The sequence below is a fragment of the Cronobacter turicensis genome, assembly GCF_041222865.1.
GTDB lineage: Bacteria > Pseudomonadota > Gammaproteobacteria > Enterobacterales > Enterobacteriaceae > Cronobacter > Cronobacter turicensis.
Genome location: NZ_CP165997.1, coordinates 2,579,303 through 2,603,150 on the forward strand (window position 1 = coordinate 2,579,303; position 23,848 = coordinate 2,603,150).

Annotated in this window: 22 protein-coding genes; 4 read left to right on the forward strand and 18 right to left on the reverse strand. The window is 57.3% G+C overall.

Features of this window, described 5'->3' with window-relative positions; all coding sequences use genetic code 11:
• The first annotated feature begins 63 nt into the window (after positions 1-63).
• Both mfd and AB8W27_RS12345 read left to right on the forward strand, forming a co-directional pair.
• Positions 64-3,510: a transcription-repair coupling factor gene (gene mfd / locus AB8W27_RS12340; RefSeq protein ID WP_041923445.1), complete on the forward strand. Its 3,447-nt coding sequence runs from the start codon at positions 64-66 to the stop codon at positions 3,508-3,510.
• Positions 3,511-3,642: 132 nt separating this feature from the next.
• Positions 3,643-4,617: a L,D-transpeptidase family protein gene (locus tag AB8W27_RS12345; RefSeq protein ID WP_015740867.1), complete on the forward strand. Its 975-nt coding sequence runs from the start codon at positions 3,643-3,645 to the stop codon at positions 4,615-4,617.
• Between the two features lie 54 nt (positions 4,618-4,671).
• Here AB8W27_RS12345 and bhsA read toward each other — a convergent pair whose 3' ends face one another.
• Positions 4,672-4,929: a multiple stress resistance protein BhsA gene (bhsA, locus tag AB8W27_RS12350; protein WP_015740866.1), complete on the reverse strand. Its 258-nt coding sequence runs from the start codon at positions 4,927-4,929 to the stop codon at positions 4,672-4,674.
• Between the two features lie 252 nt (positions 4,930-5,181).
• Here bhsA and AB8W27_RS12355 point away from each other — a divergent pair, with 252 nt between their 5' ends.
• Positions 5,182-5,811: a TetR/AcrR family transcriptional regulator gene (locus AB8W27_RS12355; protein ID WP_041923444.1), complete on the forward strand. Its 630-nt coding sequence runs from the start codon at positions 5,182-5,184 to the stop codon at positions 5,809-5,811.
• 642 nt (positions 5,812-6,453) lie between these two features.
• Here the strand turns inward: AB8W27_RS12355 and AB8W27_RS12360 are convergent.
• The 8 genes from AB8W27_RS12360 to hinT all read right to left on the reverse strand — a co-directional run bounded on the left by AB8W27_RS12360 (position 6,454) and on the right by hinT (position 12,550).
• Positions 6,454-6,993 (reverse strand): glycine zipper 2TM domain-containing protein, encoded by a 540-nt coding sequence (locus AB8W27_RS12360; RefSeq protein ID WP_041923443.1) that lies wholly within the window; start codon positions 6,991-6,993, stop codon positions 6,454-6,456.
• Between the two features lie 185 nt (positions 6,994-7,178).
• Entirely contained in the window at positions 7,179-8,483 is a 1,305-nt protein-coding gene (locus tag AB8W27_RS12365; RefSeq protein ID WP_007707948.1) for an NAD(P)/FAD-dependent oxidoreductase, read from the reverse strand.
• 237 nt (positions 8,484-8,720) lie between these two features.
• Entirely contained in the window at positions 8,721-9,263 is a 543-nt protein-coding gene (gene ycfP / locus AB8W27_RS12370; protein WP_007711381.1) for an alpha/beta hydrolase YcfP, read from the reverse strand.
• A 38-nt stretch (positions 9,264-9,301) separates the two neighbouring features.
• Positions 9,302-10,327 carry a beta-N-acetylhexosaminidase gene (nagZ, locus tag AB8W27_RS12375; RefSeq protein WP_015740862.1) on the reverse strand — a complete coding sequence of 342 codons (1,026 nt, stop codon included), beginning with the start codon at positions 10,325-10,327 and terminating at the stop codon, positions 9,302-9,304.
• Between the two features lie 17 nt (positions 10,328-10,344).
• Positions 10,345-11,163, reverse strand: a complete 819-nt coding sequence (gene thiK, locus AB8W27_RS12380) for a thiamine kinase (protein WP_015740861.1) — start codon at positions 11,161-11,163, stop codon at positions 10,345-10,347.
• Complete coding sequence (gene lpoB / locus AB8W27_RS12385; protein ID WP_041923442.1) at positions 11,141-11,806, reverse strand: penicillin-binding protein activator LpoB; 666 nt, start codon at positions 11,804-11,806, stop codon at positions 11,141-11,143. The genes thiK and lpoB overlap by 23 nt, the downstream gene beginning before the upstream one ends.
• Positions 11,807-11,814: 8 nt before the next feature.
• Entirely contained in the window at positions 11,815-12,189 is a 375-nt protein-coding gene (locus AB8W27_RS12390; RefSeq protein WP_015740859.1) for a YcfL family protein, read from the reverse strand.
• A gap of 1 nt (position 12,190) precedes the next feature.
• On the reverse strand, positions 12,191-12,550 hold the full coding sequence (hinT, locus tag AB8W27_RS12395) for a purine nucleoside phosphoramidase (RefSeq protein ID WP_041923441.1): 360 nt from the start codon (positions 12,548-12,550) through the stop codon (positions 12,191-12,193).
• Positions 12,551-12,896: 346 nt separating this feature from the next.
• Between hinT and fhuE the strand changes: the two genes are divergently transcribed.
• A complete protein-coding gene (fhuE, locus tag AB8W27_RS12400; protein WP_049787143.1) occupies positions 12,897-15,098 on the forward strand; it encodes a ferric-rhodotorulic acid/ferric-coprogen receptor FhuE in 2,202 nt (733 codons plus the stop codon).
• Between the two features lie 176 nt (positions 15,099-15,274).
• On the opposite strand, the gene ptsG is transcribed toward fhuE, so the two are convergent.
• The 9 genes from ptsG to fabG all read right to left on the reverse strand — a co-directional run bounded on the left by ptsG (position 15,275) and on the right by fabG (position 23,847).
• Positions 15,275-16,708, reverse strand: coding sequence for a PTS glucose transporter subunit IIBC (ptsG, locus tag AB8W27_RS12405; RefSeq protein WP_015740856.1), 1,434 nt, complete (start codon positions 16,706-16,708; stop codon positions 15,275-15,277).
• A 298-nt stretch (positions 16,709-17,006) separates the two neighbouring features.
• Entirely contained in the window at positions 17,007-17,801 is a 795-nt protein-coding gene (locus AB8W27_RS12410) for a metal-dependent hydrolase (RefSeq protein ID WP_015740855.1), read from the reverse strand.
• Positions 17,802-17,811: 10 nt separating this feature from the next.
• Entirely contained in the window at positions 17,812-18,819 is a 1,008-nt protein-coding gene (gene holB / locus AB8W27_RS12415) for a DNA polymerase III subunit delta' (protein ID WP_041923439.1), read from the reverse strand.
• A complete protein-coding gene (gene tmk, locus AB8W27_RS12420; RefSeq protein WP_015740853.1) occupies positions 18,819-19,457 on the reverse strand; it encodes a dTMP kinase in 639 nt (212 codons plus the stop codon). The genes holB and tmk overlap by 1 nt, the downstream gene beginning before the upstream one ends.
• The gene (gene yceG / locus AB8W27_RS12425; protein ID WP_041923438.1) at positions 19,447-20,469 is read right to left on the reverse strand and encodes a cell division protein YceG; all 1,023 of its coding nucleotides are present in this window, start codon (positions 20,467-20,469) and stop codon (positions 19,447-19,449) included. The genes tmk and yceG overlap by 11 nt, the downstream gene beginning before the upstream one ends.
• A gap of 10 nt (positions 20,470-20,479) precedes the next feature.
• Positions 20,480-21,280 carry an aminodeoxychorismate lyase gene (pabC, locus tag AB8W27_RS12430; protein ID WP_015740851.1) on the reverse strand — a complete coding sequence of 267 codons (801 nt, stop codon included), beginning with the start codon at positions 21,278-21,280 and terminating at the stop codon, positions 20,480-20,482.
• Positions 21,281-21,388: 108 nt separating this feature from the next.
• Entirely contained in the window at positions 21,389-22,630 is a 1,242-nt protein-coding gene (fabF, locus tag AB8W27_RS12435; RefSeq protein ID WP_015740850.1) for a beta-ketoacyl-ACP synthase II, read from the reverse strand.
• 91 nt (positions 22,631-22,721) lie between these two features.
• Complete coding sequence (gene acpP / locus AB8W27_RS12440) at positions 22,722-22,958, reverse strand: acyl carrier protein (protein ID WP_000103754.1); 237 nt, start codon at positions 22,956-22,958, stop codon at positions 22,722-22,724.
• A gap of 154 nt (positions 22,959-23,112) precedes the next feature.
• Positions 23,113-23,847, reverse strand: coding sequence for a 3-oxoacyl-ACP reductase FabG (gene fabG / locus AB8W27_RS12445; RefSeq protein ID WP_007769462.1), 735 nt, complete (start codon positions 23,845-23,847; stop codon positions 23,113-23,115).
• Between the last annotated feature and the right edge of the window lies 1 nt (position 23,848).

Genomic DNA, 23,848 nt, shown 5'->3' on the forward strand with positions numbered 1-23,848 from the left:
CCCACTCTGTCGCCGGGTTTTTATCCCGGACAAGCGGCACAACCGGAGCACGCTTCGCCTTCTATGCCTGAACAATATCGTTACTCTCTGCCCGTCAAAGCGGGCGATCAGCGTCAACTGGGTGAACTGACCGGCGCGGCCTGCGCCGTCGAGGTGGCGGAAATGGCGGAACGCCATGCCGGCCCGCTGGCGCTTATCGCGCCGGATATGCAAACCGCCCTGCGTCTGCACGATGAAATTCAACAATTTACCGAAAGCCTGGTGATGAATCTGGCCGACTGGGAGACGCTGCCGTATGACAGCTTCTCGCCGCATCAGGAGATTATCTCCTCGCGCCTGTCGACGCTTTATCAGTTGCCTGGTATGCAGCGCGGCGTGCTGATCCTGCCGGTGAACACCCTGATGCAGCGCGTCTGCCCGCACAGCTTCCTGCATGGCCACGCGCTGGTGATGCAAAAAGGCCAGCAGTTATCGCGCGACACGCTGCGCGCCCAGCTGGATCAGGCGGGCTATCGCCATGTGGACCAGGTGATGGCGCATGGCGAATACGCCACCCGCGGCGCGCTGCTCGATCTCTACCCGATGGGCAGCGAGCAGCCTTACCGTATCGACTTTTTCGATGACGAAATCGACAGCCTGCGGTTGTTTGATGTCGATACCCAGCGCACGCTGGAAGAAGTGGAAGCGATAAACCTGCTGCCCGCGCACGAATTCCCGACCGACAAAGCGGCCATTGAGCTGTTCCGCAGCCAGTGGCGCGACCGTTTCGAGGTGAAGCGCGACCCGGAGCATATCTACCAGCAGGTGAGCAAAGGCACCCTGCCCGCCGGGATCGAATACTGGCAGCCGCTGTTCTTTAACGAGCCGCTGCCGCCGCTGTTCAGTTATTTCCCGAAAAACACGCTGGTGGTGAGCACGGGCGATCTGGAAGCCAGCGCCGACCGCTTCTGGGCCGACGCCGTGGCGCGCTTTGAAAACCGCGGCGTGGACCCGATGCGCCCGCTGCTGCCGCCGGAAGAGCTCTGGCTGCGCACCGATGAACTTCATGCGCAGTTAAAAGCCTGGCCGCGCGTGCAGCTGAAAACCGAGGCGCTGGCCGACAAAGCCGCCAATACGAATCTGGGCTATCAGCCGCTGCCGGATATCGCCGTCCAGGCCCAGCAGAAATCGCCGCTCGACAGCCTGCGCCGCTTTCTGGAATCTTTCACCGGGCCGGTGATTTTCTCGGTGGAAAGCGAGGGCCGCCGCGAGGCGCTCTCGGAACTCCTGTCCCGCATCAAAATAGCGCCGAAGCGTCTTTTGCGGCTGGAGGATGCGCAGGAAGGCGAACGCTACCTGAGCATCGGCGCGTCGGAGCGCGGGTTTATCGATACTCTGCGCCACCGCGCTTTTATCTGTGAAAGCGATTTGCTGGGCGAGCGCGTCACGCGCCGTCGTCAGGAGAGCCGCCGCACCATTAACCCGGATACGCTCATCCGCAACCTGGCGGAGCTGCGTCCTGGACAGCCGGTGGTGCATCTGGAGCATGGCGTGGGCCGCTACGCCGGTCTGACGACGCTTGAAGCGGGCGGCATCACGGCGGAATACCTGATGCTGACCTACGCCGGTGACGCGAAGCTGTATGTGCCGGTCTCTTCACTGCATCTGATAAGCCGCTATGCGGGCGGGGCCGAAGAGAACGCGCCGCTGCATAAGCTCGGCAGCGACGCGTGGTCAAAAGCGCGCCAGAAAGCGGCGGAGAAAGTGCGCGACGTGGCGGCGGAGCTGCTGGATATCTACGCCCAGCGCGCCGCGAAATCCGGTTTCGCCTTTAAGCATGACAAAGAGCAGTATCAGCTCTTCTGCGAAGGATTCCCGTTTGAAACCACGCCGGATCAGGCGCAGGCGATCAATGCAGTGCTGAGCGACATGTGCCAGCCGCTGGCGATGGACCGTCTGGTGTGCGGCGACGTGGGCTTTGGTAAAACCGAAGTGGCGATGCGCGCGGCGTTCCTGGCGGTGGAGAACAATAAGCAGGTGGCGGTGCTGGTGCCGACCACCCTGCTGGCCCAGCAGCATTTCGACAATTTCCGTGACCGCTTCGCCAACTGGCCCGTTCGCATTGAGTTGCTGTCGCGCTTTCGCAGCGCCAAAGAGCAGGCGCAGGTGCTGGAGCAGGCCGCCGACGGGAAAGTCGATATTCTTATCGGCACCCACAAGCTGTTGCAGAGCGACGTAAAAATGAAAGACCTCGGTCTTTTGATCGTCGATGAAGAGCACCGCTTCGGGGTGCGTCACAAAGAGCGTATCAAGGCGATGCGCGCCGATGTCGATATTCTGACGCTCACCGCGACGCCTATTCCGCGCACGCTAAACATGGCGATGAGCGGCATGCGCGATCTGTCGATTATCGCCACGCCGCCCGCGCGTCGTCTGGCGGTGAAAACCTTCGTGCGCGAGTATGACAATCTGGTGGTGCGCGAGGCTATCCTGCGTGAAGTGCTGCGCGGCGGTCAGGTCTATTACCTATATAATGATGTCGAAAACATTCAGAAAGCCGCCGAGCGGCTGGCGAATCTGGTGCCGGAGGCGCGTATCGCCATCGGTCACGGCCAGATGCGCGAGCGCGAACTTGAGCGGGTGATGAACGATTTCCACCACCAGCGCTTTAACGTGCTGGTCTGTACCACGATAATCGAAACCGGCATCGATATTCCGACCGCCAATACCATCATCATCGAACGCGCCGATCATTTTGGTCTCGCACAGCTGCACCAGCTGCGCGGCCGCGTCGGTCGTTCGCACCATCAGGCCTATGCCTGGCTGCTGACCCCGCCGCCGAAGGCGATGACTACCGATGCCCAGAAACGTCTGGAGGCGATCGCCTCACTGGAGGATCTGGGCGCGGGCTTTGCACTGGCGACGCACGATCTGGAAATTCGCGGCGCGGGCGAGCTGCTGGGTGAAGATCAGAGTGGACAGATGGAAACCATTGGCTTCTCGCTCTATATGGAGCTTCTGGAAAACGCCGTTGACGCGCTGAAAGCCGGGCGCGAGCCATCGCTTGAGGATCTCACCAGCCAGCAGACGGAAGTGGAGTTGCGAATGCCGTCGCTACTGCCGGAGGCGTTCATTCCGGATGTGAATACGCGCCTGTCGTTCTACAAGCGCATTGCCAGCGCCAAAAAAGAGCAGGAGCTTGAGGAGATCAAAGTGGAGCTTATCGACCGCTTTGGTCTGCTGCCGGACCCGGCGCGTACGCTGCTGGATATCGCCGCCCTGCGCCAGCAGGCGCAGAAGCTTGGCGTGCGTAAAATCGAGGCCAATGAGAAAGGCGGCACCATTGAGTTTGCCGAGAAAAACCATGTCGATCCTGGCTGGCTTATTGGCCTGTTGCAAAAAGAGCCGCAGCATTACCGCCTCGATGGCCCGACGCGCCTGAAGTTCTTCCGCGAGCTGGACGAGCGTAAAAACCGTATGGAATGGGTGCGTCAGTTTATGGCGCAGCTCGCCGAACACACCCTCCCGTAATCCGATCACGCCCCGCCCGGGGCGTAACTTTACAATCCTTTGCAATCGTCCAGGGTTTCCTGGACGAAGCCCCGCCATACTTCTCTCTTTATCTATGAATTACAAAAACTTCTCCGCCTTTGGGATCGGTAAATGAAAAGAGAATATGCACGTTTTTCACGCTGGCTGTCATGGCTCGCGTTGGTCGCCAGCATGACGCTTGGCGCAAACCAGGCGCTGGCGAATACTTACCCCCTCCCCGCGCCGGGGAGTCGGCTGATTGGCGAAACGCTGTATCACACAGTGGCGGACGACGGCGGCTCGCTGGAGGCCATCGCCAAACGGTATAACGTCGGCTTTCTGGCGCTGTTGCAGGCCAACCCCGGCGTTGATCCGTATGTCCCGCGCGCGGGCAGCGTGCTGACGATTCCGCGCCAGATGCTGCTGCCGGATGCGCCGCGCGAAGGCATTCTGATTAATATTGCCGAGCTGCGGCTGTACTATTTCCCACCGGGCGAAAAGAGCGTCACTGTTTACCCGATAGGCATCGGCCAGCTCGACGGCGATACGCTGACACCGACGATGCAAACCACGGTCTCGCAAAAGCGCGCCAATCCAACCTGGACGCCGACGGCCAATATCCGTGCGCGTTATAAAGCGCAGGGAATCGATTTACCGCCGGTCGTGCCTGCCGGGCCGGAAAACCCGATGGGCCACCACGCCATTCGTCTTGCGGCCTACGGCGGCGTGTATCTGCTGCACGGCACGAATGCGGATTTCGGTATCGGCATGCGCGTCAGCTCCGGCTGTATTCGCCTGCGCGATGACGATATCAAACACCTCTTCAGCGTGGTGCCGGTCGGTACGCGCGTCAATATCATTAACGCGCCGGTGAAAGCGTCCATCGAGCCGGATGGACGTCATTTTGTCGAGGTGCATCAGCCGCTGTCGAAACGCATTGAGGATGACCCCAAAACGCTGCCGATTGTGCTGGACGCGATGCTGAAAACTTTTGAAGCCGCGCCGCAGACCGACCGGGAGGTCATGGGCCATGCCCTGCGCCTGCGCTCCGGCGTGCCGGTTAACGTCACCGCGCACCCGTCAATGCCCGCCAGCGACGCCATCTGAAACGAAAAAGGCCCTGTCCGATGACAGGGCCTTAAACGGTGCGACCGTGACGGCTTATTTATAGATAACCGCGGTGCCGTGCAGATTGTTCGGGCCATTCGCTGAGGTAATACGGAACGATTTTGCGCCCATCTCGTCAGCTTTTTGCGAAAGCTCGGCTTCCAGCGAGGAGAGGTTAGTCCCGGCCGTCGCAGAGACGGTGCCCGCTTTCTGCTGCCCAGCCGGAGTGGACTGCACCTGAACGGCGGCGACGCTTGCGAATGACAGTGAACTCAGGACCGCGGCGGCTAACAGTGCTTTAACGTTTTTCATGTGGGTACCCTTTCTTTTGTAATGCGGATTTGGTTACGTGGTCGTTAAAAATTATTTAATTAACGATCGATAGGTAAAGAATAGTTGTGATCCGCATCACATGTCAATATAATTTTTAACGATCGTTATATTAATAACGGCAGCCCTTACAGAATCGCCTGTAAAAGCATTCATGGCGCGGTTTTGCTGGTACTCCTGGTGCGAAAAGGGGTATTTTGGTAGCAGGTTTACATAAAGAGGTTAAACGGCACTATGACAACAGAAGTCCAAAGTTGCGCAAAAAAAAGCCGTGGCCGACCAAAAGTGTTCGACAGGGAAGCGGCGCTTGATAAGGCCATGGCACTCTTCTGGCAGCACGGTTACGAAGCGACGTCGCTCGCGCATCTCGTCGAAGCGACCGGCGCGAAAGCCCCGACGCTGTATGCTGAGTTCACCAATAAAGAGGGGCTGTTCCGCGCCGTGCTCGACCGCTATATCGCGCGGTTTGCACAGCAGCAGGAAACGCTCCTGTTTCACGCCGATAAACGCGTTGACGAAGCGCTGCACGACTACCTTTGCGCGGTAGCGCGCTGCTTCGCCAGTAAAGAGACCCCTGCGGGTTGCTTTATGGTGACCACTTCCGCCGCGCTTGCCGCGTCGTCTGAAGAGATTGCCGCCACGCTGAAATCGCGCCATACGCAACGCGAAGCGATTTTGCTGCGCTTTTTAAGCGAGCGTCAGGCGCAAAATGAAATTCCGCAGCATTGCGATCTGCCCGCGCTGGTACGCTTTATCAGTTGCCTGGTGCACGGTATGTCTGTCAGCGCCCGTGAAGGCGCCACGCAGGATGAATTGATTGAGATTGTGAATATGACTATGCGACTGTGGCCGCACCTGCTGTAAAGCATTTCTGTTGTTTCGTGGGCGGCGCCCGTCGCCCACACTCCCATTTATAACCCAAATGAATATCTCATTCCCACAGAGCGCCTTTCTGTTACATTTATTAATAGGTAAAAACTGGCAAATATATCCTCCAGAATAGCTACTCTTTTACGGTCAAAGAAATGATTATTCGTGTGCTAATTAATTAGCACCACCAATTATTAGAACAGGAGCTATTTACGTCATGAAGACGGGGCCGTACAGGGACGAGCACGTTTTTCCACACAGTATCCGTGGTGTATCGAGTTTCAGATATGGAAGGCACGAGACGCTTTTTGGCTATACACCTACAGAAGGAAGATGAACATGGTTTTGCTATTACCATTATTTAAGGTGCTAATAGTAATAACATTGTTATTTGGCCTTTGGTTGTTCTGCGGTGGTTCTATTCTTTTCGCATTTCTCTCAGTGCTGATCACTGGTTTTATCTTATTCAGACAACACAATGCTATGTAATTGTCCTTAAACGCTTATGTCTCACCTCACCGTGTGGCATAAGCGTTTTCACAACGCTTTTTGGTTCTCATTCACCTGCATAAGCAAAAAAAAAGCCCCTCAGCCTGAGTGCAAGAGGGGCAATTGGTGCGTAACGCTGTTTTATTTTCAGGTTTTCTGATTCAGTACCAGCTGTCCGTTGCTGTCCAGCGGGATACGGCTCCCCGGGTCGTTATCCATACGGATTTTGCCCTGCTCTTCCCCGATGCGGTATGTCACATCGTAACCCAGCATTTTCTCTGCTTTGTCATAAACCGTTTTGCAGCGCTGCTGCGTCGTGGTGTAGGTATCGCCTTCCTGCAGGTGGCCCTGGATCTGGTTGCCGGCATAGCCGCCGCCCAGCGCGCCCACGACCGTAGCGACATCTTTACCGCGACCGCCGCCAAACTGATGACCGATAACGCCGCCTGCAACCGCGCCCAGTACCGAGCCGGTCAGGCGGTTTTCATCCTGAACCGGACGGCGGTGCGTCACCGTCACGTTACGACATTCCTGACGCGGCGTTTTCACCGTCTCTTTAATCGGCGTGGCGGAAACCACCTGGGCATATTTCGGCGAAGCGCTGAATACATCCAGACTGGCCACCGCCGCTACGCCCAGCGCAGATGCAACCCCGATACCAATACCCGCTAACATTGATTTATTCACAGGAATTCCTCCCGGCTGTGCAATTAGTAACAATTTTGCAATTAAGGCCACAGATGGCCTATCGGAAAACGACTCAAAAAGCAGGATTACGTCGGGCAGAACCGCGGATTAAGAGGAGTCTGAAGGGAAAAGGCGACGGAAATAAAATGTCATCCGCCCCTGGGTGACAGAGGCGGATGGCGTGCTTAGTGCAGTTTCAGACGCGGGCGGATCACCCGGTTGATACTGCCCACCAGCATCATCAGCCCGGTTTTGAAGTAACCGTGCAGCGCAATCTGGTGCATACGATACAGCGAGATATAAACAAAGCGCGCGATACGCCCTTCAATCATCATCGAGCCGCGCATCAGGTTGCCCATCAGGCTGCCGACGGTGGAGAATTTCGACAGCGAGACCAGCGAGCCTTTGTCTTTGTAAACATAGGGCTTAAGCGGCTTGCCTTTGATTTGCGCCAGGATGTTATCCAGCGCGCAGGAGGCCATCTGGTGCGCGGCCTGGGCGCGCGGCGGGACGAAACCGCCTTCCGGGCGCGGGCAGGACGCGCAGTCGCCGATAGCGAAGATGTCAGGGTCGCGCGTGGTTTGCAGCGTCTGCTCGACCACCAGCTGGTTGATGCGGTTGGTTTCCAGGCCGCCAATCTCTTTCATGAAATCCGGCGCTTTGATGCCCGCCGCCCAGACCATCAGGTCAGCCTGAATAAATTCGCCGTCTTTGGTGTTGAGACCATCTTCCTGCGCGCTGGTCACCATGGTGTTGGTGAGCACGCGCACGCCCAGCTTGGTCAGCTCATTATGCGCAGCGCTTGAGATGCGCGGCGGCAGCGCAGGCAGAATACGCTCGCCCGCTTCCACCAGTGTTACGTTCAGCGCTTCGTTGGTAAGCCCTTTATAGCCATAGCTGTGCAGCTGTTTAACCGCATTATGCAGTTCAGCGGAGAGCTCAACGCCCGTCGCGCCGCCGCCGACAATCGCGATATTCACTTTGCCGTTAGCACCGAGGTTAGCGGAGTATTTCAGGAACAGATTGAGCATTTCCTGATGGAAACGGCGCGCCTGATGCGGGTTGTCGAGGAAGATGCAGTGATCTTTCACACCCGGCGTGTTGAAGTCGTTAGAGGTGCTGCCGAGCGCCATGACCAGCGTGTCATAAGGCACTTTACGTTCAGCCACCAGCAGCTCGCCCTTCTCATCACGCAGTTCGGCAAGCGTCAGGGTTTTGGCTTCGCGGTTGATATCCACCACCGAGCCCAGCTGGAACTGGAAACCGTGGTTGCGCGCGTGCGCCAGATAGCTCAGCGCGTCGACGCCCTCATCCAGCGAACCGGTCGCCACTTCATGCAGCAGCGGTTTCCACAGGTGGCTGTGGTTGCGATCGACAAGCGTGACTTTCGCTTTTTTGCCGCGGCCCAGTTTGTGACCGAGCTGTGTTGCGAGCTCCAGTCCGCCGGCGCCGCCGCCCACGATAACGATCTTTCTTAATGGCGTAGTCAACGTGACCCCCTTAAAGTGTTTAACTAATTGTTAATTCAAAGTTATTAAAAATAGCTTTTAATTAACAATAGTTTAGCAACACGGCCCACAACAGTGACGAGCATAACATGAACGGTGCATTGGTCATACCAAATTTGATGTGCATCAATTTTTATGCATTAAAGTTAAACAAAAAACGGGCCAGCGTTTGGCTGACCCGTTTGTTCGGTGAAGCGGTATTTTGGCGCGACGGCGGAATTACCCCAGCGCTTTGAACGCTTTAATGCGCTGAAGGTGCGGCGAGATGTTTTTAAACTTGTGCGTCTGCTCTTCGTCCCAGACGATTTCATAATATTGATGCAGCAGTTCGGCCGAACGCTGGCTGTCGAGCGCCTCATCCTCGCGCGAAAGAATCGCCAGGCAGCGATCGCGGTTTTTCTCGCGGAAGTTCTCTACGCACTTGGTCGCGATATCGAGATACTCCTCCGGCCGGTCGATTTTGCCTTCCATGTTTTCATACGGAAACAGGTTTGGGTTGAAAATCACCTGGCGGATGTCACATAAAAAGCCGATGCGCTCCGCCCAGAATCCCCCAAGCCCCACGCCGCAGATGAGCGGGCGTTCATCGACATTCAGTTGCAGCATTTTGTCCACTTCACGTAGCAGATGCTGCATGTCGTGTTTCGGGTGGCGCGTGCTGTAGCTGATAAGCCGCACATCCGGATCGATAAACTGCAATTGCAGCACTTTCTCGTGGTTACCCGGACTGTTTGAATCGAAACCGTGTAAGTAGATAATCATTGCATTCTCATCCCAGCGTAGCAGCTTCAGGGCAAGCGTTATTGCCCCGCCTTGTGCGTCTGCCAGCGCTCATGCAGCGCGGTAAGCTCCCCGCTTACCTGCTTCCAGCGCGCCGACGCCATCAGTTCCTGACGCGTAATTACACCTTTATGATACAAACGTGTAACACGCTCTGCTTTGATCGGTGACAGGTTATCAAGAACGCTTACGGCACCCTTACGATTATTACAGACAAGGATCATATCGCAACCGGCATCCAGCGCCGCCTGACCGCGTTCCGCGTAGCTGCCGAGAATAGCCGCCCCTTCCATAGACAGATCGTCAGAGAAAATTACGCCGTCAAAACCGAGCTCCTTACGCAGCACTTGCTTAAGCCAGTAAGGCGAACCGCTCGCCGGCAGCGGATCGACATCGCTATAGACGACGTGCGCCGGCATTACAGCATCGAGCATGTTGTAACTAATAAGCTCGCGAAACGGCAGCATGTCGTGACGACGGATGTCCGCGGCCGGGCGCGGGTCGCGCGGCGTCTCTTTATGGGAATCGGCGCTCACGGCACCGTGACCGGGGAAGTGTTTACCGGTCGCTTTCATTCCCGCGCTCCGCATCCCCGAAATGAAACGCTTCGCCATCGCCAGCACGTTCTCCGGCTCATCATGGAAAGATCGCTCGCCAATCGCAGCGCTGAGATGGCCGACATCCAGTACCGGCGCAAAACTGATATCGATATCCATCGCGATCATTTCACAGGCCATCAGCCAGCCAGCTTCTTCCGCCAGTTTGCCGCCGGCGTCCATTCCCAGCAGCGCGGCGAAACTTTGCGCCGCAGGCAGGCGGGTAAAGCCCTCGCGAAAACGCTGCACGCGGCCGCCTTCCTGGTCCACCGCAATCACCAGGTGATTGTGGGCGCTCGCGCGGATCTGGCGGACCAGTTCACGCAACTGCTCTGGATCGTGATAGTTGCGGGTAAAGAGTATGAGCCCCCCTACCAGCGGATGCCCCAGAATTTCACGCTCTTCGGCATCAAGCTCAAAACCTTCCACATCCAGCATGACCGGACCCATGTTTCTCTCCCTTCGTGTTAATGCATTTGCAGCTGGCGCCAGGCCTCGTCTGCAAGTGTGATAAATGTGCGGTCGCCGGTTTCCTGAAAACGGCGCTCATACCAGCCCGCCATCAGCAACCCGCTCCACGGACGCCAGCGCGCCACCTGACGGCGCAGTTGCATCTCATCGATAGCCGCGCGGCGCGCATAATCTGTTATAAGCGCCCATCTGGCCGCATCATCGAGCCAGACGCTGGCAAGCTCCAGCGCCACATCGCCATCGCCGGCATATTCCCAGTCGATAAGCATGAGCCGGTCCGGCTGCCAGACCAGATTGCCCGGATGAACATCCATATGCAGCGGCGCGAGACGCAACGGGCGCGGCTCGCCCGTGCGACGTAAACGGCGCAACAGTCGCAGCCAGAAGCGTGTGCGGCGCGAAGGCGCGCTCTGCTGCCAGTCGCGCAGCAGAAGCGGCAGCAGTTCGATGCGCCAGCCAAAACATGGCTGCTGGTGCAGATGATACAGCAGCGCGCCGAGTTGCGGCACCGGCGGCAGCGTATCGTGGATCTCGCCCGGTAAAAACGTGACCGCCAGCCAGCCGTTAACGCTACAGCGCGGGCGCGGGGCAAGCGCCGCAGGCAGCCGTTTCAGGGCGCGATACTGACGCGGGCTGCGGGCACGGCTTTTGCGCGCGTCGCGGCGCACCACGAACGTGTCATCATCGACGACTACCTGCCAGGCGCCGTCGCTGAGGCCGGGTAGCGCGCAAACGACAACGGCGGCCGAAGCCGCCGGAAAACACTGCGCTAAGAACCCTTCGGGGCTCAGATTATTGGGTTTGCTGAACGGCACCTTTACCTGACCAGATGATTTCGCCGGTCTGTACCAGCATCAGCTGCATTTGCAGCGTAGGCGCATTCACATTACCGCTGGCGTTGGCATACAGCACATACTGCGCGCCCACGTTGCGGGCGATGCCGATGGCTTTACTGCGTGAGCCAAGGCTATCCTGCGGCGAAAGCCCCAGTTGCTGTTTCGCCATCGAAAGCTGCTGTGCGGAAACCAGCGTGAATTTGGCGTTGTTCGCCAGCGCGCCACGCAGGGCTTCGGTGGCCGGGCCGGTTTGCAGCGAACCGTTAGTACGGTTATTCACGCTATCCACCAGCAGTACGCTGCCTGCGTTCACACCGTCGGCCTGCAACATTTTGCCGACCATCGGCGCCATCGCGCTGTTCCAGTCATAGGTGCGCGCTTTCGGCTCCGGGGTTGCGTTTTCAGGCTGATGTTCAATCGGGCCAGGCTGCGCCGGAATCGACGGCACGGACGGTACGGTAGGCACTGGCTGCGTCGGCGGCGGTACGGGCTGCGTCGGTTGCTGCGTGCCTGGCTGCGCTTCTTCTACCGGCGCCGGTTTCTGCTCGCCGGGCAAAATACAGCCCGACAGCGCCAGGGCGACGGTCGCCAGCAGCGCATAGCGATACATTCTGTTCAACATTTCCCCCTTCAGAGATAGAGATAAAGACGGGCTTTCCGTGCCGCCAGATAGTGAGTCTGACCGTTTACCGTCACGCGGCTCTGGGCCGGGATAACGACCGTCTGCGGGACTTCCAGCGGCTGGCCTTCCAGCCCGCGGGCGTCATACCAGTAAAAGCGGTAATGCACGGTAACGGGCGCGTCTTTGTTATTGTAAATGGCGGCGGCGGCGACAGGCTTGCCGTCTTGCAAAGAAAAGTCTGGTTTTTCAGCAGTGATGCCCGCTGCCAGCACGCTCGATTCCATCACTACCGCCTGATCGTCGCTGACGGGAATGGTCGGCGCGGAGCGGCAGCCTGCCATCAACACCGCAGCCAGCAGTAAGCCTGTGCGTGCGCGCCCCATCTCAGAGACCTTTATGCGCAAGCATCGGCCCCAGAGGGCGGCCGCCGACCAGATGCATATGGATGTGGTAAACCTCCTGCCCGCCGTGACGATTGCAGTTCATGATGAGGCGATAGCCATCTTCCGCGATGCCTTCCTGCTGCGCGATTTTCGCTGCGGCAGTAAAAAGACGCCCCAGCGCCTGCTCATGTTCCGCCGTAACGTCATTGACCGTCGGCACCAGCACGTTCGGGACGATTAGAATGTGGGTCGGGGCCTGGGGAGAAATATCGCGAAACGCGGTAACGAGCTCATCCTGATAGACGATGTCGGCAGGAATTTCGCGACGAATAATTTTGCTGAAAATGGTTTCTTCGACCATGGTTTTTTTCCTTCTTGGATAAACGTTAAGAGTATGAGCGAGATAATCGCTTCCTTTCAACCTTTGGCCCGGTTTTTCTTTATAAAGCGGATATTTATGGCGCGCCCTTCGCTTCTCGCTTCGCCATAGCGCCTGATGCTTCTCCCGTCTCGCTTACTCATCGGTTTGTCACACCTCTTACATTTGTTTACACCGCAAAGACAAATGATTATATTTCTCATTCTTATTGACATGGAACGTTGTTTTAGTCCCGCGATCTCTTTTCATCAGGCCAGGATGCCGCCGAAAAGCGTCGTATTACAATAGCCTGATGCGCAGCATCATTTTTTTATTTTAAGGGCAACACATGGCTAAGCATGCACTCCGTCAGGGCACCGTTCCGGCGTCCTCCCTTCCCTCTTTGCTGGCGCTCAGTATCGCCAGCGCGCTGGCGGCCCCGGCGGCATACGCGGCGCCCGCCGCCAGCGACACGATTGTGGTTGATGCCGCCGCCGACAGCGGCACGCCTGACGAGTCACAGGATTACAGCGTTAAAACCACCACGTCCGGCACAAAAATGCTGCTGGTGCCGCGCGACATTCCGCAGTCGGTGAGCGTGATTAGCCAACAACGCATGCAGGATCAGCAACTGACGACCATTGAAGACGTGCTGGAAAACACGACAGGCGTCACCGTCTCACGCATTGATACCAGCCGCACGAACTTCTTCGCACGCGGTTTTTACATCAGCAATTTCGCCTATGAAGATATGCCGACGTTTCTTGATAACCGCTGGAACTTTGGCGATACCGCAGGCGACACGGCGATTTACGATAAAATCGAGGTTGTGCGCGGCGCAGCCGGACTGATGAGCGGCACCGGGAACCCGTCGGCGTATGTAAATATGGTGCGCAAACACGCCGACAGCCAGACGTTTAAAGGTAACGTCTCGGCCACGTATGGCAGCTGGGATAAACAGCGTTACGTGATGGATGTGCAGTCGCCGCTGGTAGAGTCTGGCAAAGTGCGCGGGCGCGTGGTGGCCGGTTATCAGGATAATGACAGCTTCGTGGAGCGTAACCACTACCGCAAAAAATTCATCTACGGCGTTGTGGATGCCGACATTACCGATTCAACGCTGTTATCGCTGGGTTATGACTACCAGGAAAGTCAGGAAGACAGCCCGACCTGGGGCGGCTTCCCTTCCCTTTACAGCGACGGGAGCCGGACGCATTTCCGCCGAGGTTTCAACACCGCCGCCGACTGGGCGTATTCCGATCTTGATTCCACCAAAATTTTCGCCAACCTGACGCAGCGCTTCGATAACGGCTGGGAGGCGAAAGTAAACGCGATGCATGCCGAAACCAATTTCGACAACCGCCTGATGTATATCGACGGTTTCCCGGATAAAACGACGGGCCGGTATAACGCGGCGCTCTGGCAGGGCGCATGGGGCGGCTGGAACGTCGGCGAGCGTAAGCAGGATTCGGTCGACGCTTTCGTGCGCGGCGGCTACGAACTGGCGGGTCGCCAGCATGAGATGATGTTCGGCGGCAGCTACAGCCGTCAGCGCAACAATTACGATAACGCCTATCCGGTGAATGATAATTCCGGGCTGATGGATGTCGGGAATATTCACGATTATAACGGCAACACGCTGGCAAACCCGACATGGTCAAATTTTGCGCTCTACCAGCGAGACGTTATCCGTCAGAAATCGCTTTACGCCGCGACGCGCCTCTCGCTTGCCGATCCGCTGCATTTGATTCTGGGTGCGCGTTACACTGAATGGAACGCGAAATATAATCTGGAGCGCAAGCCGGATGAAATTCGCCGCAGCAAATCGGATGACGTTACGCCTTACGCGGGCCTCATTTACGATATCGACGATACCTGGTCGGCCTATGCCAGCTATACCTCTATCTTCCAGCCGAGCGGCCAGCGCGATGTGAACAGCGAGTTCCTCGATCCGACCACCGGCAAAGCCTATGAAGCCGGGCTGAAAGCCGACTGGTTTAACACCCGCCTGACGGCGTCGCTGGCGGTGTTCCGTATCGAGCAGGATAACGTGGCGGTGAACACCGGGGTGATCATTCCCGGCTCCGGCGGGCAGACGGCATATAAATCCGTCGATGGCACCGTCAGTAAAGGGGTTGAGCTTGAGCTAAACGGCGCGCTGACCGATAACTGGCAGCTGACCTTCGGCGCGAGCCGTTATATTGCCGAGGCGGGTGATGGCGTGGCCGTCAACCCTGACCAGCCGCGCACCACGATGAAACTGTTCACGCGTTACCAGTTGCCGAGCCTCCCTGCATTAACCGTCGGCGGCGGCGCGCGCTGGCAGACCAAAACCTGGCAGAATATCGCAGGGCCGAATGGCGACTCGCGCATAAGCCAAAACGGCTATACCGTGGTGGATCTGTTCACGCGCTACCAGGCGACGAAAAATCTCGCGGTCCAGGCGAACCTGAATAATGTCTTTGACAAAGAGTATTACGATTACCTGGGCACGTATGACGTGTACGGCGCGCCGCGTAACTTCTCCGTAACAGCAAGTTACAGCTTCTGACCATCATCAATACGCACGCATGGGGGCCTTATGGCTCCCTTTTTTATTCGCTGATGAACGGTTACAGCGGTAGAGGCCTGCTGATGTTCCCGTCTTTTCGCACGCGTTAGTGCGCTTAGTACAGACGTAAAAAAGGGAGGCTTGCGCCTCCCTTTTCATCTCCCCGTCAGCCAGGATTAGCTGTTACGGATGTATTCATCCATTTCGGTTTTCAGGTTATCGGACTTGGTGCCGAAAATTGCCTGAACGCCGGAGCCTGCCACAACCACACCCGCAGCACCCAGTTTCTTCAGGCCAGCCTGATCCACTTTCGCCACGTCAGCCACGCTTACGCGCAGACGAGTGATACAGGCGTCGAGGTTAGTAATGTTCTCTTTACCACCGAACGCGGCCACCAGAGCCGGCGCCATTTCACTGGTCCCGGTTGCTTTGGTGTCTTCGGTCGCGTCTTCACGACCCGGCGTTTTCAGATCCAGCGCTTTAATCAGCACACGGAAGATGGTGTAGTAAACCACCGCGTAGCACGCGCCCACAATCGGGAACAGCCACAGTTTGCTGCTGTTACCGGACAGAACGATAAAGTCGATCAGACCGTGGGAGAAGGACGTACCGTCACGCATACCCAGAAGGATACAGATCGGGAAGGCCAGGCCTGCCAGAATCGCGTGGATAACGTACAGGATCGGCGCCACGAACATGAACGAGAACTCGATAGGCTCGGTGATACCGGTCAGGAACGAGGTCAGCGCAGCGGAGATCATGATACCGCCCACTTTGGCGCGGTTTTCCGGTTTAGCGGAGTGCCAGATAGCGATGGCAGCAGCCGGCAGACCGTACATTTTGAACAGGAAGCCGCCAGAGAGTTTGCCCGCGGTCGGGTCACCCGCCATATAACGCGGGATATCGCCGTGGAACACCTGACCTGCAGCGTTGGTGTATTCGCCGATCTGCATCTGGAAAGGAACGTTCCAGATATGGTGCAGACCAAACGGTACCAGGCAACGTTCGATGAAGCCGTAGATACCAAACGCCACTACCGGGTTCTGATAAGCAGCCCACTGAGAGAACGTCTGGATTGCGGAACCAATCGGCGGCCAAATGAAGGACAGGATAACGCCGGTGAAGATCGCCGCCAGACCAGAGATGATCGGCACGAAACGTTTACCAGCGAAGAAGCCCAGATACTCAGGAAGCTTAATGCGGTAGAAACGGTTGAACATGTAGGCTGCAATCGCACCCGAGATGATCCCGCCAAGCACACCGGTATCCGCCAGGTGTTTTGCCGCGATTTCTTCCGGGGGAAGATGCAGTACCAGCGGTGCCACGACCGCCATGGTTTTTACCATGATGCCGTAAGCCACCACAGCAGCCAGAGCAGAAACGCCGTCGTTATTGGTGAAGCCCAGCGCAACACCGATAGCGAAGATAAGCGGCATGTTGGCGAAAACCGATCCGCCCGCTTCCGCCATAACGTGGGAAACCACGGCTGGCAGCCAGCTGAAGTTTGCAGAACCGACGCCCAGCAGGATACCTGCGATAGGGAGTACGGAGACCGGCAGCATCAGCGATTTACCCACCTTCTGCAGGTTAGCAAATGCATTCTTAAACATAATTGAGAGTGCTCCTGAGTATTTGTGCTTTTTTTACGCGTTTCACGCATCAGCCCGGGGGAGAAACGGGCCATAAACAGGGCATCTGAGTACCCTTTATTTATTACGCAGAGTAAAATAAATCACGCGATCTTTGTTTGACGGTTATCACGTTTCAAACAAGCCTTGGGCGAAAAATTGCGATTCTTTACATTAAGTGTTTCAGGATGTTTATAAATCGTCGTTCACCGCCTGAATTTCGGCGGTGAACTTTACTCGCTTTGCCCATTAATTACGAGCTTTAAAATAACTCGGATTTTCAGGCAGATTGCAGTGTGGCGAGGTCAATATGAAACAGCGTGGAGAAGTTGCGCGTGGTAGTTTCAGCGAGCGTTTCCAGGCTTACGCCCTTAAGCACCGCCATATATTCCGCCACATCGCGCACCAGCGCAGGCTGATTCTCTTTACCGCGGTGCGGAACCGGCGCCAGGTATGGCGAGTCGGTTTCCACCAGCATCCGATCGAGCGGAACATAGCGCGCGGCCTCACGGATCTGCTCCGCGTTGCGGAAGGTCAAAATGCCGGAAAAAGAGATGTAAAAACCCAGATCCAGAAGTTTGCCCGCCGTCTCTTTGTCTTCCGTAAAACAGTGTAGTACGCCTGAACAGTCCGTCACTTTTTCTTCGCGCAGAATGGCGAGCGTATCCTCGCGGGCATCGCGCGTATGGACGATAACCGGCTTGTTCAGCTCGCGGCCGATGCGGATGTGGTGGCGGAAAGATTCCTGCTGGCGGGCTTTCGTTTCCGGCGTGTAGTAGTAATCGAGGCCCGTTTCGCCCATTGCCACCACGCGCGGATCGGCGGCAAGGCGACGCAGCTCTTCCACGTCATAGTCTTCATCCTGATTCAGCGGATGCACGCCGCAGGAGTAAGCCACGTTGTCACGCTCGCCGATAAGCTCGCGCATAGATTTGTAGCCCGGCAGCGTCGTGGCGACCGCCAGAAAATATTTCACGTCGCGCGCGACGGCTTTCGCCAGCACGTCGTCCACATCTTTATGCAGAGACTGATAATCCAGGCCATCGAGATGGCAGTGTGAGTCGACTAAAAACATAACGTCTCTCTCAGAGGTGATAAGAAGGAAGCACCGCGTCAGGGCGCATATAGCGCTCCCAGGTGAGTAACAGTTCGGTCAGCAGCAGTTCGCGGTTGACGGCGGCGACGTTTAGCAGCCTGTCGCGGCAACGGAATAGCGAATCAAGCATCGCCTGAGTGACGGCCGGTGAAAAACGCTGCGCCAGCTGGGCCACGAGCACCGGATAATCAGTGTTGACCAGCGCTGCCTGGGCGCCATGACGCCACTTCAGCGCGTCCATCAGGAACGCCGCCAGCCAGTGCAGGCGAAAAGGCGCCTGTTCATGGTTCAGCGCAGGTAATAAAGAGAGCCAGTCGCCGCTCGTCAGCGCCGCCGTGATTTTCTCGCCAAGGGCCACGCGCTGCTGCCACTGCTCCGGCTGGAGCAGTTCAAGCGCGGCGGCGGGCGCGCCGCCGGTCAGACGCAGCGCGGCGTTAATCCGCGACGGCTCCGCCTGGATCTCGCGCGCAAGCCAGGCTTCGGCATAGCGCGTTTCGGGCGGTGCCAGATGCCAGCTGAAGCAGCGGCTACGAAGCGTGGCAGGCAGCTGTTCCGGCTCGCGGCAGCCCAGCAAAAACCAGGTATTTTCCGGCGGCTCTTCCAGCGTTTTCAGCAGCGCGTTCGCTGCCGCTTCCGTCAGTTGCGCCGCCTCTTTGATCCAGACCACTTTGGCGCCGCCGAGCCGCGCGCGATCGTAAAGCTTCTCGCTGATATCGCGGATAGCGTCGATGCCCAGAGTCGATTTGCCCTTCTCCGGCTCCGCCTGATAATAATCCGGGTGCGTGCCCGCCTGCATCAGCTGGCAGGCGCGGCATTCGCCGCAGCTTTTCTGGCCCTGCGGCTGCTGGCACATGCGCCAGCGGCTCAACGCGTAAATCAGCGCGTCGTCGCCCATACCGGGCAGCGCATGGATCAATACCGCATGGTGTCCCCTGCCGGCCTGCCAGTTACCGACCAGATGCTCAAACGAGGGGCGCAGCCACGGATACCATTTCATTATTTCTGCTCCTGCACCCAGCGCGCGATCGCCGAACGGATATCACGGCTGACGGCATCCAGCGGCTGGCAGGCGTCAATCGTGATGATGCGCGGATCGGCGGCGGCCAGTTCAAGGTAGCGGGCGCGGGTGCGGTTAAAGAAGTCGAGCGACTCCTGCTCGATACGATCGAGTTCGCCACGTGCGCGGGCGCGCTCAAGCCCAATGCGCGGATCGACATCGAGATAGAGCGTGAGATCCGGCGCGAAATCGCCGAGCACGGTCTGGCGCAGCGTCGCCAGCAGTTCACGGTCGATACCGCGCCCGCCGCCCTGGTAGGCTTGCGTGGAAAGATCGTGACGGTCGCCGATGACCCATTCGCCGCGCGCCAGCGCAGGCTTAATGACCGTTTCCACCAGTTGCACGCGCGCGGCATAAAACAGCAGCACTTCCGCGTTATCGGTGATGACTTCATCACCGACCGATTTGATATCCAGTACGAGGCTGCGCAGTTTCTCCGCCAGCACCGTGCCGCCCGGCTCGCGGGTGAAGGTCATATCAGTAATGCCGAGCGATTTCAGCGTCTCCACCACCAGGTTGCGCGCCGTGGTTTTCCCGGCGCCTTCCAGCCCTTCGATAACAATATATTTACTGCTCATTTTTATCCTTAAGCGCCTTGAGATAATCCTGCACCGCACGATTATGGCTGGCGAGATTCGTGGTAAACGTGTGGCCGCCCTTCCCGTCCGCCACGAAATAGAGATACGGCGTTTTCGCCGGATGCGCCGCCGCTTTAAGCGACGCCTCGCCTGGCATGGCGATAGGTCCCGGCGGCAGGCCGCTAATCACGTAGGTATTATACGGCGTCGGGGTTTCCAGATCCTTACGCGACAGCTTACCGTTGTAATTCTTACCCATACCGTAGATGACCGTCGGGTCGGTTTGCAGCCGCATGCCAATACGCAGGCGATTGATAAAGACCGAGGCGACCCGGTCGCGCTCGCTCGCCACCGCCGTCTCTTTCTCAATAATCGACGCCATCGTCACCAGTTGGTTCTGATCCTGGTAAGGCAGCCCGTCCATCCGCGCTTTCCAGACGTCATCCACCGCTTTCACCATTTTCTGATGGGCGCGTTTAAGGATCGTTACGTCAGAGGTATTCGCCGTATAGAGCCAGGTATCAGGCCAGAACCAGCCTTCCACCCACTCCGGATGCTCAAACTTGAGCGCCTCAGCCACCGTCGCGTAATCGTCGTCTTTGAGCGTATGTTTGATATACGGCGCTTCACGCAGCTGTTTCAGCCAGTCGCTCAGTTTCATGCCTTCGACAAAGCGCAGGGGAAACTGCGCCTCTTTACCGCTCGCCAGCAACTGCAGGGCATCGCGCACGGTCATTTGCGGCGTGAATCGATAGGTGCCAGCCTTGAAGTGAGAAAGATCAGGCTGCAGACGCAGCAGCCACTGAAACACGCGCGGGCGTTTGATCAGCTTCTCTTCATAAAGCTGTTGGCCAAGCGCGATACGCCCGGTGCCTGGTTTCAGGGTGAAAATCGTCTCTTTGGTGATCGGCAGTGGGCTGTGCGCCAGCTGGCGCACTTTCCAGTAACCGACGCCTGCCGCGATGGCAAGCACAAGAACCAGCAGTAGCGCGACGCGCAACATTTTCTTCATGGGAACCCGGTTATTCGCAGTGGGAAATGAGGTAGTAATACAGTTCGCGCGAGGCGTAAGCGTGGCCGTCAATCTCGCGCACCGGCACCAGCGGCATCAGCGCGTTGCAGATGAACACTTCATCCGCCGCGTCAAGCGCGCTGGCCGGCGCGTTAATTTCAGATAATCGCCAGGATGATTGATTCAGCAAGCCAATAATATGGCGCCGCATAAGGCCATCAACGCCAGCCTGATCGAGACGGGGGGTGAACACCGCTTTTCCTTTACGCCAGAACAAATTAGCCGCACAGCATTCCGTAACCCACCCTTCGCTGTCAAGCACCAGCGCCTCATCGGCGGGCGTCTGCTCAAGATGCGTGCGGATCAACACCTGTTCGAGCCGGTTCAGATGTTTGATGCCCGCAAGATGTGGATTGCGCCCCAGCCGCACGGGACTGGTCGCGAGGCTCACGCCGCGCTCGCGCCATTCATCATAAAAAGCAGGGTACGCGCCGCGGGAGACAATACGCGTGGGCGCGCCGCACCCGGCAATGCTATAGCCGCGCTTGCCAGCGCCGCGGGTGATGATGACTTTCACCACCGCGCTCCCCTGCCCCTGCGCCGCATGGCGCATTTCGTCACGCAGCACCTCGCTATCCGGCATCGGGATCAGCAACCGTTCACAGCCTTCGCGCAGGCGCGCCAGATGCTGTTCCAGCAGGAGAACGGCGCCGTCGCGTACGCGGGCGGTCGTAAAGCAGCCGTCACCGAACTGTACGGCGCGATCGGTCGTCGACAGGCAATCCTGTTCGATACCATTAATTAACAGCATAGAGGCTCCTTAACGGGTAGCGCATTAGTCTCGCAGGATGACCGACAGGGAGCAAGAGGGAGGGAAAATGCACAAAGGCCCACGCGGGGCGGGCCTTTGTAGCGGCTGTCAGACCTTTTTAAAGATCAGAGAACCGTTGGTGCCACCGAAGCCGAAGGAGTTACACAGGGTATACTCCATACCGCTCACCTGGCGCGCTTCATGCGGCACGAAGTCGAGGTCGCAGCCTTCGTCCGGATTGTCCAGGTTGATGGTCGGTGGAACAGCCTGATCGCGCAGCGCGAGGATGGAGTAGATAGACTCTACTGCGCCCGCCGCGCCAAGCAGATGGCCGGTCATCGATTTGGTGGAGCTCACCATGACGCGTTTCGCGGCGTCGCCGAAAACCGATTTCACTGCCTGCGCTTCAGCGACGTCGCCCGCTGGGGTCGACGTGCCGTGCGCGTTGACGTAACCGATCTGGCTTGCGTCGAGGCCCGCGTCACGCAGCGCGTTGACCATAGCCAGCGCCGCGCCTGCGCCGTTTTCCGGCGGCGAGGTCATATGGTAGGCATCGCTGCTCATACCAAAACCGACCAGCTCGGCGTAAATCTTCGCGCCGCGTTTTTTCGCGTGCTCGTACTCTTCGAGTACGATAATGCCCGCGCCGTCGCCCAGTACAAAACCATCCCTTTCTTTATCCCACGGACGGCTTGCCGCCTGCGGGTTATCGTTACGGGTGGAGAGCGCACGCGCCGCGCCGAAACCGCCGACGCCAAGCGGCGTACTGGCTTTTTCCGCGCCGCCTGCGAGCATAACGTCAGCATCGCCATAGGCGATGATGCGCGCCGCATGGCCAATGTTGTGTACGCCTGAGGTACACGCAGTGGCGATGGAAATGCTGGGACCGCGCAGACCGTACATGATGGTCAGGTGACCTGCCACCATGTTGACAATTGTTGATGGCACGAAGAAAGGACTGATTTTCCGCGGGCCGCCGTTAACCAGCGAGCTGTGGTTTTCTTCGATAAGGCCAAGGCCGCCGATGCCGGAACCGATAGCCGCGCCGATACGGGGAGCGTTCTCTTCCGTTACTTCCAGGCCAGAATCCTGCATGGCCTGTACGCCGGCGACAATTCCATATTGAATGAAGGCGTCCATCTTGCGCTGTTCTTTGCGCGAGATGATCTCTTCACAGTTAAAATCCTTTACTAAGCCAGCAAATTTCGTTGCATAGGCGCTAGTATCGAAATGGTCGATTAGGCTGATGCCGCTCTGACCGGCAAGGAGAGCTTTCCAGGTGGACTCTACGGTATTGCCGACAGGAGACAACATGCCAAGTCCGGTCACAACTACACGACGCTTAGACACGTTTGTCCTCCAGGGAGGGATAAAAAAAGAGATTCGTGGGACTAAAAAAGATAAAACTCAGGCGGTCGAATGACCGCCTGGAGATGTTCACTTACGCCTGGTGACCGTTGATGTAATCAATGGCAGCCTGAACGGTGGTGATCTTCTCAGCTTCTTCGTCCGGAATCTCAGTATCAAACTCTTCTTCCAGAGCCATTACCAGCTCAACGGTGTCAAGAGAATCAGCGCCCAGGTCTTCAACGAAGGAAGCATTGTTGGTAACTTCTTCCTGCTTAACGCCCAGCTGTTCGCCGATAATTTTCTTAACGCGTTCTTCGATAGTGCTCATACTCTTAAATTTCCTATCAAAACTCGCTTTCGCGATGGTTTTCGTAGTGTATAAAATGTTGAAAAAGTTGCAACTAAATCCCGGCAGGTCTTACCACGATTTTACGCTATTTTGCGGGCAATTGCCCTGATAACGCAAATAATTTTATTCGTGGTTAAACCATGTACATTCCGCCGTTGACGTGCAGGGTCTCACCAGTGATGTACCCGGCCTCGTCAGAGGCTAAAAATGCAACCGCACTGGCGATTTCTTTTGCGTCGCCTAAACGACCCGCAGGAACTTCCGCCAGAATACCCGCACGCTGATCGTCAGACAGCGCACGCGTCATGTCCGTTTCAATGAAGCCCGGAGCAACAACGTTTACTGTAATACCGCGGGACGCCACTTCGCGTGCCAGCGATTTACTAAAACCGATAAGACCCGCTTTCGCCGCAGCGTAGTTGGCCTGACCAGCATTTCCCATGGTACCGACCACAGAACCTATAGTGATAATGCGACCGTGACGTTTCTTCATCATAGCTCGCATTACCGCTTTTGACAGACGGAAAACCGATGACAGGTTGGTTTCGATGATATCGTTCCACTCGTCATCTTTCATTCGCATCAGCAGGTTGTCACGGGTTATCCCGGCATTATTGACCAGAATGTCCACTTCGCCAAATTCTGAGCGAATATTTTCTAGAACGGATTCGATGGATGCCGCATCGGTCACATTCAGCATCAGGCCTTTGCCATTCGCGCCCAGATAGTCGCTAATCGCTTGCGCGCCGCTTTCGCTGGTTGCGGTGCCGATAACCTTCGCGCCGCGTGCGGCCAGGGTTTCGGCGATAGCGCGGCCGATACCGCGGCTCGCACCGGTGACCAGCGCGATTTTTCCTTCAAAGCTCATG